Source organism: Xanthomonas floridensis (genome assembly GCF_001642575.1).
Classification (GTDB): Bacteria; Pseudomonadota; Gammaproteobacteria; order Xanthomonadales; family Xanthomonadaceae; genus Xanthomonas; species Xanthomonas floridensis.
Genome location: NZ_LXNG01000028.1, coordinates 26,187 through 39,141, shown reverse-complemented (window position 1 = coordinate 39,141; position 12,955 = coordinate 26,187). Strand labels below are relative to the sequence as shown.

The window sequence follows — 12,955 nt, the reverse complement described above, 5'->3', positions numbered from 1 at the left end:
CCGAGCCGGCCTGTGCGCAAGCGTTGGCCAAGTACCGCATCAACCCGGGCAACGTCGGCTTCGGCAAGAAGAAGGACCTGCAGTTCGGGCAGCTGATCGAATTCGCCATCAGGTACGACAAGCCGGTACGCATCGGTGCCAACTGGGGGTCGCTGGACCAGTCGCTCGCCGCGCAGCTGATGGACGAAAATTCCCGGCGCGAATCACCGTGGGACGCCGGCCGCGTGCTGCGCGAGGCGTTGATCCGTTCGGCGGTGGATTCGGCCGAGCGGGCGGTGGAACTGGGCTTGCCGCGCGAGCGCATCATCCTGTCGGCCAAGGTCTCCGGCGTGCAGGAGCTGATCGCGGTGTATCGCGACATGGCCGCGCGCTGCGACTTTGCGCTGCATCTTGGCCTGACCGAAGCCGGCATCGGCAGCAAGGGCATCGTGGCCTCGGCAGCAGCGCTGAGCGTGCTGCTGCAGGAAGGCATCGGCGACACCATCCGTATTTCGCTGACGCCCGAGCCGGGGCAGTCGCGCACCCAGGAAGTGGTGGTGGCGCAGGAGCTGCTGCAGACCACCGGGCAGCGCGCGTTCACCCCGATGGTCACCGCGTGCCCGGGCTGCGGCCGCACCACCTCCGAGTTCTTCCAGGAGCTGGCCGGCGTGGTGCAGAACCACGTGCGTGCGCGCATGCCGGAATGGAAGATCTCCAACCCCGGCGCGGAGAACATGACCCTGGCGGTGATGGGGTGCGTGGTCAACGGGCCGGGCGAATCGCGTCACGCCAACATCGGCATCTCGTTGCCGGGGACAGGCGAAGCGCCGTCCGCTCCAGTATTCGTGGATGGCGAAAAAACCGTCACCCTGCGTGGCGAGAACATCGCGCAGGAATTCATCGCACTGATTGATCAGTACGTCGAACGCACCTATGTCCGCCGCGCCGGCTGAGTCGCCGGCCGGATTCAAAGTATGGCTGCGCCGTAACGCGTGGCGCATGGGGCTGTTGTTCGTTGGCGTGCTGGTGCCGCTGGGTCTGTTCGTGGACCTGGCCGACGAAGTGCATGAGCTGGAAAATTTCTATTTCGACGAACCCTTGCTGTGGAGCCTGCGCAGCATTGCCACCCCGACGCTGGATACATTTTTCGGAGTGATCTCCAAGATCGGTTACCAGTACGGCGTGATTCCGGCCGATATCGCCATCGTGCTGGTGCTGCTGGCGCTGCGGCGCTGGCGCGAGGGCGCCTTTGCGGCGCTGGGCTTCGGCGGTTCGGCATTGCTCAACATGGGTGCCAAGCAGTTCTTTCAGCGCGACCGGCCCAGCCTGTGGGAGTCGATCGCGCCGGAAAGCACTTTCAGCTTTCCCAGCGGCCACGCGATGGGTTCGATGACGCTGGCGGCAGTGGTCATCGCACTGGCCTGGCGCACCCGCTGGCGCTGGCCGGTGACCATCGTGGCCAGTGCGTTCGCGTTGCTGGTCGGCGTGTCGCGCATCTATCTGGGCGTGCATTACCCCTCCGACATTCTGGGCGGCTGGTCGGCGGCGCTGGTCTGGGTGGTCGGCCTGTATCTGGTGATGTTCCGCGGCACGCGGCGCCCGCATTGGCGTCGCGTTCGCGTGCCGGCCTGAGGAGGTCCAGGCCTTTGGGCAATGCCCGAGGCAGTGCAGGCATGGGTGTCTGACGCCCGCGCGCACGGCCGCTGCGCACAGGCCCACGTGTTCGCATCGACGATGCACCGGTTCGCGTTCCGGTTCGGGCGCCTGCCCGGCGCGGCGTAGCGTTGCCGCCTGATCGGCTGACCTGGCTATCAACCAGGTGCCGGGCAGGTGGACAGACGCATTGCATGTCCATCGATGCCTGCCCGGACCTGTTGCAGCCGACCGAAGACCGAGGACAGGTGCATGCACGAAGGGTTGCCTACCGCGACGGCGTCGCCCACCTGCCGGGTGCTGCGCGCCAGCGACCCGGCGCTGGCAGAGCAGGGCGTGTTCTATGCGTCGGGAATCTCCGCGCAGACAACCGGCGCCACCGGTTTGAGCCTGCACCGGGTCACCATTCCGCCGGGCGGTCTTGCCAGGCCACACCTGCATGCCGCGCACGAAACAGCCATCTATGCGCTGACCGGCACGTCCAAGGTCTGGTACGGCGCGGCACTGGAACATCATGAGGTGGTCGCAGCCGGTGATTTTCTCTATATCCCGGCCGGCATGCCGCATCAGCCGTACAACGATGGGGCAGAGCCAGCGGTGGTGCTGGTGGCCCGCACCGATCCCAACACCCAGGAAAGCGTGGTGCTGCTGCCTGAGCTGGATCACCTGCACGGATGACGGCGGGACATGGGCGGGCATGCAGCGTCGCTGGATTGCAGTGTTGAGCGGCTGCCTCGCACTGCAGTGTCCGCGTGGGTGCCGCGATGGACGCTATGCGTGGCCCCGCAGGGAGTGATCCTTCGCGGGGGCATGGCGCAGCAGCTGCAGGCCGATCACGCTGCCGATCAGCGCGAGCAGCATCACGTAATAGCCCGCGCCCATCGGGTGCTGCTTGACCAGCATGACCACCAGCAGCGGCGTCAGCCCACCGAAGACGGCATAGCCCAGGTTGTAGGCGAACGACACGCCGGACAGGCGCACGGCTGGCGGGAACACCTCGACCATGACGCGCGGGATCACGCCCAAGATGCCCAGTGCCGCGCCCAGTAGCGCGTACAGCGGAAACACCAGCTGCGGATCGCCGGCCAGGCGATAGAACAGCCATGCCGCCACACCGAGAAACAGGCTGCCGATGAGCAGCACGCGTCCGTTGCCGTGGCGGTCGGCCAACGTACCGGCCACCACCGAACCCAGCGCCTGCAGCACGATCGCCAGGCTGTTGGCCTGCAGCGCCACCGCCGCCGGGTAGTGATAGCTGCTCTGCAACAGGCCGGGCGTCATCAACGACACCACCAGCACGCCGCCGGCCACCATCCAGGTCAGTGCCAGCGACAGCAGGACGCCGGGGCGATGATCGCGCAGCACCAGCTTGAGCGGGGTCTCGCGCGCCAGCGCCCGCATGGCGACCAGCTCTGCAAACACCGGCGTTTCGTGCAGCCAGCGCCGTAGATAAACCGATACCAGCCCGAATACCCCGCCGGCCAGGAACGGCAGGCGCCAGGCATAGTCGGCGATCTCGGCAGCGGTGAAGTAGCGGTTGAGCGCGCCGGCGCCCAGCGAGCCAAGCAGCACGCCCCCGGCCAAGCCGGCGGTCAGCGTGCCGCAGGCAAGCCCGGTGCGCTGCGGCGGCACATGCTCGGCCACGAACACCCAGGCACTGGGCACTTCGCCGCCGATGGCGGCGCCCTGCAGCAGGCGCGCGCCCAGCAACAGCAGCGGCGCCGCAATGCCGATCTGCGCGTAGGTGGGTAGCAAGCCGATGCACAGCGTCGGCAGCGCCATCAACAGCAGGCTCAAGCCGAACATGCGCTTGCGACCGACCAGGTCGCCGAAATGGGCCATCACCATGCCGCCCAGCGGACGCACCAGGTAACCGGCGGCAAAGATGCCGAAGGTCTGCAGCTGGCGCATCCAGTCGGGGATGCCGGGAGGGAAGAACAACCCGCCCAGCACTGCCGCGAAAAAGATGAAGATGATGAAGTCGTACAGTTCCAGCGCGCCGCCCAGCGCGGACAGGGCCAGCGTCTTGTAGTCGTCACGTTTGAGCTGCGGCCTCGGTGCAATGCCTGTGGGCGAATGGGTCTTCAAGGCGTGACATCCTGTGGCGGGTGGTGGCGCGCAGGCGCGTGTGCAGCAGTCGCCAGTGCAGGCATCATGCTAGCGCGCCGACAGGTGCGGCTTGCCTACTGGCGCTGGATGGCACGTATGGGACTTCGGTAAACGCGTCGTGTCTGCGCCCGTGGTGGCGGTATCAGGCGCGCAGGCTGGCCAACGCCGCTGCTTCGGCATGCAGCACGGTGGTATCGAACAGCGGTAGCGCCGAGTCGCCGGCATCCACCAGCAAGGAAATTTCCGTGCAACCCAGGACGATCGCCTGCGCGCCTTGCCGGTCGAGTTCGGCCATGACCTGACGAAACGAGTGACGCGATCCTGCATCGATCACGCCCTGGCACAGCTCCTGGTAGATCACCCGATGCAGTTCCGCGCGCGCATCGGAAGGCGGTATGAGCACCGTCAGTCCACGTGCCTCCAGCCGCTGGCGATAGAACGGCTGCTCCATGGTGAAGCGCGTGCCGAGCAGGCCAACCCGGGCGATGCCAGCCGCGAGCAAGGCCTCGGCGGTGGCATCGGCGATATGCAGCAAGGGCAGTGGCGTTGCGGCGGTGATTGCATCGGCGACGCAATGCATGGTGTTGGTGCAAAGCACGATGAAGTCCGCGCCGCCAGCGTGCAGCGAACGCGCGGCGGCCGCCATCTCGCGACCGGCGCCTTCCCAGTCGCCGGCGTGCTGCAGGCGTTCGATATCGTGGAAGTCGACGCTGTACAGCAACAGTCGGGCCGAATGCAGCCCGCCACATTCGCGGCGGACGGCCTGATTGATATGGCGGTAGTAGGGCAGGGTGGACTCCCAGCTCATGCCGCCGATCATCCCGATGGTTTTCACGTGCAGTGTCCTGGTGCAAGCGGGTTCGCCTGCATGGTCGCATACGATCTCGGTGGCATGACCCCAGTGACGGAGAGGCCGCCGACGAACGCTCAGTGCGCGACAACGCGACCGCTGCAGTCGTGGAATGCGTGGTGAAGCGTGCGGCGGCGCGCGTTACACCCACATGTATCGCGTCGCCGCTGCTGCGTCACTCGCCCGGCTTTGCCCCCTCCACCGGCGCATGGGTGGCGGCGCGGCGCGCCAGCACGGTTTCGCGATGGGCGATGTAGACGTTGGCGCCGATGATGATGGCCGCACCGATCAGGGTGTGGCGCTCGATCGCCTCGCCGAACAACCACCAGCCCAGCAGCGCCACCAGCGGCAATTGCATGAAGCTGATCGGCTGCAGCGCCGAGACCTCGCCCAGCTTGAGTGCGCGGGTCCAGAACAACTGCCCGGCGGTGCCGAAGATGCCGGTGGCCACCAGCCACAGCCAGTCGACGCCCTGCGGCCAGCTCCACTGGAACAGCGCGGGAATCAGCGACATCGGCACCCAGAACAGGTAGGTGTAGAACACCACCGTGTCGGAGTCGTCGCTGCGCGAGAGCTGCTTGATCTGGATCGCCACGATGGCGCTGATCACCGCGGCCAGCAGCGCCACCAGCAAGCCCGGGCTGAACGTGGACGAGCCTGGCCGCAGGATCACCAGCACGCCGATGAAGCCCGCTGCCACCGCCAGCCAGCGCCGCATGCGCACCTGTTCCTGCAGCCACACCACCGCCAGCACGGTGACGAACAGGGGCGTGGAATAGGACAGCGAAATTGCCTGCGACAGCGGCAGGTGCCCGATCGCCCAGAACCCGCACAGCATCGAGGCCAGGCCGATCAAGGTGCGGGCGAAGTACTGCGGCAGTTGGCGCGTGCGTGGCAGCGGCTTGCCCGGACGCACGATCAACGGCAACAGTGCCAGCAAGCCGAAGGCATTGCGGAAGAACGCGATCTCGGTGGTCGGAATGTGCGCGGAGGCAAACCGGATGCTGATGGCCATCAGGCCGAAGGCGAGCGTGCTGATCAGCATCCAGACGGCGGCGCGCACCGGCGCCGGCGATGCCGTCACCAATGCGCTCCGATGATGCGCGGCTCCGGTTCCAGGATCACCGAATAGCGCTCGCGCACCGATTCGGCGATACGCCGTGCGACGTCGAGCAACTGCGCGCCGCTGGCGCTGCCGTAGTTGACCAGGACCAGCGCATGATCCGGCGACACGCCGGCATCGCCTTCGCGCCGGCCCTTCCAGCCGCATTGCTCGATCAACCACGCTGCCGACAACTTGCCCTGGCCGGCGTGTTCGCCGGGGTAGACCGGCATGTCGGCAAAGGTGGCCTGCAAGGCCGCGATCTGCTCGCTTGGCAGCAGCGGGTTCTTGAAGAAACTGCCGGCATTGCCCAGCACGTCCGGGTCCGGCAGCTTGCGCCGGCGGATATTGATCACCGCCTGCGCCACATCCGCTGCACCGGCCAGCTCGGCTCCCATGCGGGCCAGCTCCTCGCGGATGCCGGCATAGTCCAGCCGCAGTTCGTGCAACAGCGGCAGGTTGAACTCCACCGCCACGATCAGGTAGCGCTCGGGCTGCTGCTTGAACACGCTGTCGCGGTAACCGAACGCGCAGTCGTCCGCACCCAGCCGCACGAACTGCTGGCCCTGCCGGTCGAAGGCCTCCACCGCGTGGATGAAGTCGCCCACCTGCGCGCCGTACGCGCCGATGTTCTGGATCGGGCTGGCACCCACCGTGCCGGGTATCAGCGCCAGGTTCTCCAGGCCAGACAGACCCTGCTGCAGCGAATACAGCACCAGCGCATGCCAGTTCACGCCAGCGCCGGCACGCACGATGGCATGGTCGGCATGGTGCGCAATGATGGCGATATCGCGGTTTTCGAAACACAGCACGCAGCCCGGCGGGTCGCCGGCCAGCAAGACGTTGCTGCCGCTGCCCAGCACCAGCAGCGGTTCGCCCGCGATCTGCGCCGCTGACAACGCCTGTGGCATGGCCTCGGGTGTGTGGATATGCAACAGCCAGCGCGCCGTGGCCTGCACATGGAACGTGTTCAACGCATGCAGCGACGCGTGTTCACTCAGGCGCCAGCCCGGTTGCACGGCAGCGCTCATAACGGCGACACCGCGCCGCCGCTGGGCGCCTCGCGGCGGCGGCGGATGGCATCGACGCATTCGCCGATCAGTGGCGGCCCGCGATACACCAGCCCGCTATAGCACTGCACCAGGCTCGCGCCCGCGGCCATCTTGGCTACTGCATCAGCGCCGGAGGTGATGCCGCCCACGCCGATCAACGGAATCGATTCGGGCAGGCGTGCGCGCAGGCGGCGCAGCACCAGAGTGGATTGCCCCAGCAACGGCGCGCCCGACAGGCCGCCGGCTTCCGCGGCCAACGGATGATTGGCGATCAAGGTGCGCGTGACCGTGGTATTGGTGGCGATCACGCCATCCACCGCCAGGTCGGCCAGCACGCGCGCGGCCGCATCGATGTCGCGGTCGTTGAGATCCGGCGCTACCTTCACCAGCATCGGCACGCGTTTGCCGTGCTGCGCGCCCAGGGCTTCCTGGGTTTCGCGCAGGTCTGCGATCAGGCGGCGCAGCGCCTGTTCTTCCTGCAGTTCGCGCAGGCCGGCGGTATTGGGCGAGGAAATGTTGACGGTGATGTAGTCGGCCAGCGGGTACACCCGCTCCATGCAGTAGCGGTAATCGCTGGTGGCCTCTTCGTTGGGGGTGTCCTTGTTCTTGCCGATGTTGATGCCGAGCAGGCCGCCGCGGCGGCGCGCGCGCTGCACATTGGCCACCAGCGCATCCACGCCCAGGTTGTTGAAGCCCATGCGGTTGATCACCGCCTGGTACTCGGGCAGCCGGAACATGCGCGGCTTGGGGTTGCCCTCCTGCGCACGCGGCGTCACCGTGCCGATCTCGACGAAGCCGAACCCCAGCGCCATCAGCGCGTCGATATGTTCGCCATTCTTGTCCAGCCCGGCGCCAAGCCCGACCGGATTGGGGAACATCAGCCCGAACGCGGGCGTCGGCAGTGGCACCGGGCGCTTGGCCAGCAGCGCCATGGTGCCGGTGCGGTAGGCGGTATCAATGGAGCGCAAGGCCAGCGCATGGGCGCGTTCGGCATCGAGGAAAAACAGCAAGGGGCGGGCAAGCGAATACATGCGGGTCAGTTCAAACTCCCGGCGAAAATGCGGGTCTGGTAATGAAAGTCGATCACCCCGTCGTGCGCGTACGCGTCGAACAGGGCGCGCAGCGCGGCCAGCATCGGCGCGTGCCGTACATCGTGCGCCAGCGGCGCATACGACGAGGACAGCAGGCGGCCACGCAAGGCGTCGAAATCCAGCCGCTGTACATTGGGAAAGCGTGCCATCGCCCGGAATCCATCGCCGAACCAGGCCTGCATGGTCGCATCGTCCTGGTAGCGTTCTGCCACCGCCGAATAGTCGGTGCCGTAGTCCAGCAGCAGCTGTTCGTAGCCGCGCAGGAACGCGGTGGAGTCCAGTTCGCGCGAGTTCCAGTACACCACCGCCAGGCCGCCGGGCTGCAGGATACGTGCCCACTCGCGGCGTACGGCCTGGGTGTCGAACCAGTGGAAGGCCTGCGCTGCCGATACCAGGCCAACGCTGGTATCGGCCAGCCCGGTGGCCTCGGCGGTGCCGTCGATGGCCTGGAAGCTGCCGAATTCGGCCAGCCATTGTTGCGCGGCGGCGCGCATGGCCGGGTTCGGTTCCACTGCGGTGACCGAGTAGCCGGCCTCCAGGAACAGGCGGCTGGAGATGCCGGTGCCGGCACCGATATCGGCCACCGGCGTGGCGGGAGTGACGCCCAGCTCGTCGTGCAGCCAGCGCAGCAGCTGCGGCGGGTAACCCGGCCGGTAGCGCACATACGCCGCTACCCGGTCATTGAAGCGCTGTGCCGAGGAGGGCGCGGCCATGCTCAACTGTTGGCGGCCGCCAGCCACGCCATGCCGCCAAAGAAAAGAATAAAAACCGCAACGCCCAGCACCCACAGCGCTAACGCCAGCCAGCCCAGGATCAGCCCGCCGATCGCCAGCCCGTCGCCGTCCAGGCCCTGCGGATTACGGCGGATTTCCGCCCGCGCCAGATGGCCGGTGATGATGGCGCAGATGCTGCCGAGGAAGGGAATCAACGTCCAGCCGAGAATGCCGGCCACCAGGCTGACGATGGCCATGGCGCTGGTCTGTCGAACGACAACGTTCATCATGAACTCCTTGAAGGGCCCGCAGCCGGCGGCTGGCGTCGCCCGATTATCCCAGAGCGGCCGGCCAAAAGGCGTGCCGGTTGAGGCGAACCGTGGCCGATGGCCGGATTCAAGCGGTTGGGAGGGCAGTGGGGAGCGACGGCGGCGCTGTGCGAGCGCGTGGTTCATGGCCTGGAGCATGGTCGGGCAGGGGTGGTGACAGGTTGCCGCGGCCTGTTTCGACGGCCCGCCCTGGCATCAGCACGATGGCCTGGTGCTCCAGCATCCCGGCATCCCGGCATCCCGGCATCCCGGCATCCCCGCATCCCCGCATCCCGGCAGCGCGAGGCAGCAAGGCGTGCTGCGCGCGCGCTGCAGGCAAGCCCACGCGCCGGGGCAGTGTCCGGCGCGCAGTCCCTACATCACAGATCGAACTTGATGCCCTGGGCCAGCGGCAACGAATCGGAGTAGTTGATGGTGTTGGTCTGGCGGCGCATGTAGACCTTCCATGCATCCGAGCCGGATTCGCGACCGCCGCCGGTTTCCTTCTCGCCACCGAACGCGCCGCCGATCTCCGCACCCGAGGTGCCGATGTTGACGTTGGCGATGCCGCAGTCGCTGCCCGCAGCGGACAGGAACTTCTCGGCCGCTTTGAGGTTCTGGGTGAAGATCGACGACGACAGCCCCTGCGGCACGCCGTTCTGCAGATCGATCGCCTCATCGAGTGTGCTGTACTTCATCACGTACAGGATCGGCGCGAAGGTTTCGTGCTGCACCACCGCGTCGCTGTTCTGCAGCCCGGTGACGATCGCCGGCAGCACGAAGTTGCCAGGGCGATCGATCGCCGTACCGCCCACTTCCACCGTGCCGCCAGCGGCCCTGGCCTTGGCGATCGAGGCCAGAAACTGTTCCACCGCGCCCTGGCTGTTGAGCGGGCCCATCAGGTTTGCCGGGTCGGTGGGGTCGCCGATTTTGCTGTCGAGCTGCTTGTACGCCTTGACCAGCGTGGCCAGCACGTTGTCGTAGATGGAGTCGTGCACGATCAGCCGGCGCGTGGTGGTGCAGCGCTGGCCGGCGGTGCCGACCGCACCGAACACGATGCCGGGAATCGCCAGCTTCAGGTCGGCGGTTTCGTCCAGGATGATGGCGTTATTGCCACCCAACTCCAGCAGGCAGCGGCCCAGGCGGTGGGCGACCTTTTCAGCGACCACGCGCCCGATCTGGGTGGAACCGGTGAAGCTGATCAGCGGGATGCGGGTGTCTTCGACCAGCTTTTCCGACAGCGAAGTGCCGGCATCGTTGATCAGGAAGAAGATGTCCGGGAAACCGGCGTCTTTCAATGCCGCATTGCAGATCTTCATCGTGGCGATCGCGGTCAGCGGGGTCTTGTTGGACGGCTTCCAGATGCAGATATCGCCGCAAATCGCCGCCAAAAACGCATTCCACGCCCACACCGCCACCGGGAAGTTGAACGCGCTGATGATGCCCACCAGCCCCAGCGGCTGGTACTGCTCGTACATGCGATGGCCAGGGCGCTCCGAATGCATGGTGTAGCCATAGAGCATGCGGCTCTGGCCCACGGCAAAGTCGGCGATGTCGATCATCTCCTGCACTTCGCCGTCGCCCTCGGGCTTGCTCTTGCCCATTTCCAGGGCCACCAGCGAACCGAGCGCATCCTTGTGCTTGCGCAGCGCTTCGCCACACAGACGAACGGCTTCGCCACGACGCGGCGCCGGCGTGGTCCGCCATACCTTGAAGGCCGCCTGCGCACGCTGGACGATCAGCTCGTAGTCTTCCGGCGTGGTCGCCTGCACCTCGGCGATCACCGCGTTGGTGGTCGGATTGAGCGGCTGCAGCACCCCGGCGCCGGTGGCTTGCGACCAGGTCGCCTCGCCGAGATAGGTACCGGAATTGGACGCGGCGAGGTCGAGCGCCTTGAGCAGGTCAGCGGACATGGGATCTCCAAAGGTCGGGACGGTCGCGCGGCGGCCAGGGGCCCCGCGACACGGGTAGCCGCCGATTTTAGCAGGCTCCACCCACCCCCGGCCGGCTTGGCAAGCTGGCTGAACATGCGACAATGCCGCCCTTGGCCCCGTAGCTCAGCTGGATAGAGCGTCCCCCTCCTAAGGGGAAGGTCGCCCGTTCGAATCGGGCCGGGGTCACCAGACCGAGAGTTTCTGTTCCCGATGTCTGCATAAGCCAGCTGGGCGGTGTGAGCCGGCTCGCTCCCGTAGTGAGGAAGGCCAGGGCACTGGGGGCACTGTGTCCGCAGAGGTGTGCGCATCCTTTCCCAGGTCATTGGATGGGTCTCACGTCGCCTGCCACAACTCTGCCTTGTTGCCGTCGGGGGTCGATGACCCATGCAAACAGCCCGAGCTCCGAGGTGGCTTTCGCAAAAGCCGTCCGCTTCTGCCGGGAAATCGACTCCCGCAGTTCCCTCGTGTCACCGGTGCCGTACCACCCGCACCCCCACTGGCCGTGCGAACTTGTCCATCGACACTGTCGAAATGCGGCTGTGGCGAAGCAGGGGGCCGAGTTGTTCGGTGGCGCCCAGGCGTTGGTCGACTTCGGGTTCGGGTACGGTGCGCGGGCGCTTGCGCTTGTCGGCATTGGCGAAGCGCAGGCGGTTGTATTCGGCCCAGCCGACGGTGGTGATGGCCGCCATCAGGGCGATCACCGGCAGTGCGCCGAGGGCGAACGGGTCGATGGCGTTGTGTTTCAGGTAGAGCTCGGTGTACGCGCTGCGCAGGCCGAAGAACCAGGCGATCAGCGTGGCCAGTGGTGCCCAGAGATAGAAATAGACCATCCAGGCGCCGGCGGTGGCGGCGCCGTAGGCGAGGCGGCGCGAGCGGCCGAGGCGTTGCGGCAGGTTGATGATGGGCGGTGTCATTGGATTCCTCGGTCGGGACTTTTCCAGCGGGCGCGCGTGTTGCGACGGGCGATGAGCGCGCGAGGGAAGGCGATGACGGCGGTGAACATGCCGATCATCCAGAAGGCAGCGGGATACCAGATCACCCAGAAGAACTGGCGTGCCAGGCCTTTTTCGTAGCGTCGCTCGATCAGCAGGCTGGTGCCGAACTGCAGCAGGCAGACCACCGCCAGTACCAGTCCATGCCAACGCGGCAGGATGGTGTCGACATACAACGCGGGCGGCATCGCGATGAACTTGCCAAGCGCCCACAGCACGATGATGAAGAGCATCACGTAGGCCCAGATCAGGCTCAGTGCGTATTCCAGCAACACGCCCCACATGCGCCGGCTACGCCAGCCGAGTGCGCGCCGTCCATGGCTCAGCAATACCTCCACGCCGCCACGCGCCCAGCGCAGGCGCTGCATCCACAGGCCGCGAAAGGTTTCCGGCATCAGGATCCAGCACAAGGCATTGGGCTCGTAGCGGATATCCCAACCGTCAAGCTGCAGCCGCCAGGAGATGTCGATGTCCTCGGTGACCATGCTGTCGGACCAGAATCCAACGTGATGCAGGGCAGAGCGACGAAACGCGCAGATCACACCAGACACCGTGAACAGGCGGCCGTAGACGCGCTGTGCCCGCTTGATCAGGCCGACGATGGCGGAGAACTCGCCTACCTGCATGCGGCCCATCAGGGTGGTGCGATTGCGCACGCGCGGATTACCGGTGACGCCACCCACGCGCGGACCAGCCACCAGGTGGCCCACCATCCAGCGGGTGGCGTTGGGGTCGAGAATCGCGTCGGCATCCACGCACACCAGGTAATCCGAACGCGCCGCCAGCGTGCCGACCCGCAGCGCGTTGGCTTTGCCGTGGTTTTGCTCCAAATGCACCACGCGCAAGCGCGGGTAGTGGTGCGTGAGGTCGTCCAGCATTTCGGCGGTGCGGTCGGTGCTGCCGTCGTTGATCGCGATGATCTCGTAATCCGCATAGTTCTGCGCGCTCATCGCCGCAATGGTTTCGGCGACGTGCTTGGCTTCGTTGTAGCAGGGCATCAGCAGCGACACGAACGGTTCGCTGGCCATCGGTGGGGGCTTGGACGGGCCGGGCGTGCCGCGTTCGCGCCGCAGGTAGTAGTAGATGCCGCCGATCATCCAGAAGAACGCCATGATGATCGGGTAGAAAAACGCAAAATTGAACAGGGCGGCCAGTAAGAGGCTGGTCGTCAT

13 protein-coding genes and 1 tRNA gene are annotated in these 12,955 nt (G+C 66.4%); 4 read left to right on the top strand and 10 right to left on the bottom strand.

Annotated features, from left to right (window positions below):
- The 3 genes from A7D17_RS15955 to A7D17_RS15945 all read left to right on the top strand — a co-directional run.
- Positions 1–932: flavodoxin-dependent (E)-4-hydroxy-3-methylbut-2-enyl-diphosphate synthase (locus tag A7D17_RS15955; protein ID WP_064509991.1), on the top strand; the 932-nt coding region annotated here is incomplete at its 5' end.
- Positions 913–1,611: a phosphatase PAP2 family protein gene (locus A7D17_RS15950; protein WP_064509989.1), complete on the top strand. Its 699-nt coding sequence runs from the start codon at positions 913–915 to the stop codon at positions 1,609–1,611. The genes A7D17_RS15955 and A7D17_RS15950, both read left to right, overlap by 20 nt.
- A gap of 273 nt (positions 1,612–1,884) precedes the next feature.
- Positions 1,885–2,310: a cupin domain-containing protein gene (locus tag A7D17_RS15945; protein WP_064509988.1), complete on the top strand. Its 426-nt coding sequence runs from the start codon at positions 1,885–1,887 to the stop codon at positions 2,308–2,310.
- A gap of 93 nt (positions 2,311–2,403) precedes the next feature.
- On the opposite strand, the gene A7D17_RS15940 is transcribed toward A7D17_RS15945, so the two are convergent.
- The 8 genes from A7D17_RS15940 to amaB all read right to left on the bottom strand — a co-directional run bounded on the left by A7D17_RS15940 (position 2,404) and on the right by amaB (position 10,770).
- Positions 2,404–3,720, bottom strand: coding sequence for an MFS transporter (locus A7D17_RS15940; RefSeq protein ID WP_064509987.1), 1,317 nt, complete (start codon positions 3,718–3,720; stop codon positions 2,404–2,406).
- 163 nt (positions 3,721–3,883) lie between these two features.
- Complete coding sequence (locus A7D17_RS15935) at positions 3,884–4,561, bottom strand: amino acid racemase (protein ID WP_082862064.1); 678 nt, start codon at positions 4,559–4,561, stop codon at positions 3,884–3,886.
- A 205-nt stretch (positions 4,562–4,766) separates the two neighbouring features.
- Positions 4,767–5,678 (bottom strand): DMT family transporter, encoded by a 912-nt coding sequence (locus A7D17_RS15930; RefSeq protein ID WP_064509986.1) that lies wholly within the window; start codon positions 5,676–5,678, stop codon positions 4,767–4,769.
- Positions 5,672–6,724 carry a UDP-N-acetylmuramate dehydrogenase gene (gene murB, locus A7D17_RS15925; RefSeq protein WP_064509985.1) on the bottom strand — a complete coding sequence of 351 codons (1,053 nt, stop codon included), beginning with the start codon at positions 6,722–6,724 and terminating at the stop codon, positions 5,672–5,674. The genes A7D17_RS15930 and murB overlap by 7 nt, the downstream gene beginning before the upstream one ends.
- Entirely contained in the window at positions 6,721–7,776 is a 1,056-nt protein-coding gene (locus tag A7D17_RS15920) for a quinone-dependent dihydroorotate dehydrogenase (RefSeq protein WP_064509984.1), read from the bottom strand. Before A7D17_RS15920 ends, murB begins: the two co-directional genes overlap by 4 nt.
- A 5-nt stretch (positions 7,777–7,781) precedes the next feature.
- Positions 7,782–8,549: a class I SAM-dependent methyltransferase gene (locus tag A7D17_RS15915; protein ID WP_064509983.1), complete on the bottom strand. Its 768-nt coding sequence runs from the start codon at positions 8,547–8,549 to the stop codon at positions 7,782–7,784.
- Positions 8,550–8,551: 2 nt separating this feature from the next.
- A complete protein-coding gene (locus A7D17_RS15910) occupies positions 8,552–8,836 on the bottom strand; it encodes a DUF4190 domain-containing protein (RefSeq protein ID WP_064509982.1) in 285 nt (94 codons plus the stop codon).
- A 401-nt stretch (positions 8,837–9,237) separates the two neighbouring features.
- Positions 9,238–10,770: an L-piperidine-6-carboxylate dehydrogenase gene (gene amaB, locus A7D17_RS15905; protein ID WP_064509981.1), complete on the bottom strand. Its 1,533-nt coding sequence runs from the start codon at positions 10,768–10,770 to the stop codon at positions 9,238–9,240.
- Positions 10,771–10,903: 133 nt separating this feature from the next.
- Between amaB and A7D17_RS15900 the strand changes: the two genes are divergently transcribed.
- Positions 10,904–10,980, top strand: a tRNA-Arg gene (locus A7D17_RS15900).
- A gap of 278 nt (positions 10,981–11,258) precedes the next feature.
- Here the strand turns inward: A7D17_RS15900 and pgaD are convergent.
- Together pgaD and pgaC are read right to left on the bottom strand one after the other, a co-directional pair.
- The gene (gene pgaD / locus A7D17_RS15895) at positions 11,259–11,705 is read right to left on the bottom strand and encodes a poly-beta-1,6-N-acetyl-D-glucosamine biosynthesis protein PgaD (protein ID WP_064509980.1); all 447 of its coding nucleotides are present in this window, start codon (positions 11,703–11,705) and stop codon (positions 11,259–11,261) included.
- Positions 11,702–12,955, bottom strand: a complete 1,254-nt coding sequence (gene pgaC / locus A7D17_RS15890; protein ID WP_064509979.1) for a poly-beta-1,6-N-acetyl-D-glucosamine synthase — start codon at positions 12,953–12,955, stop codon at positions 11,702–11,704. The genes pgaD and pgaC overlap by 4 nt, the downstream gene beginning before the upstream one ends.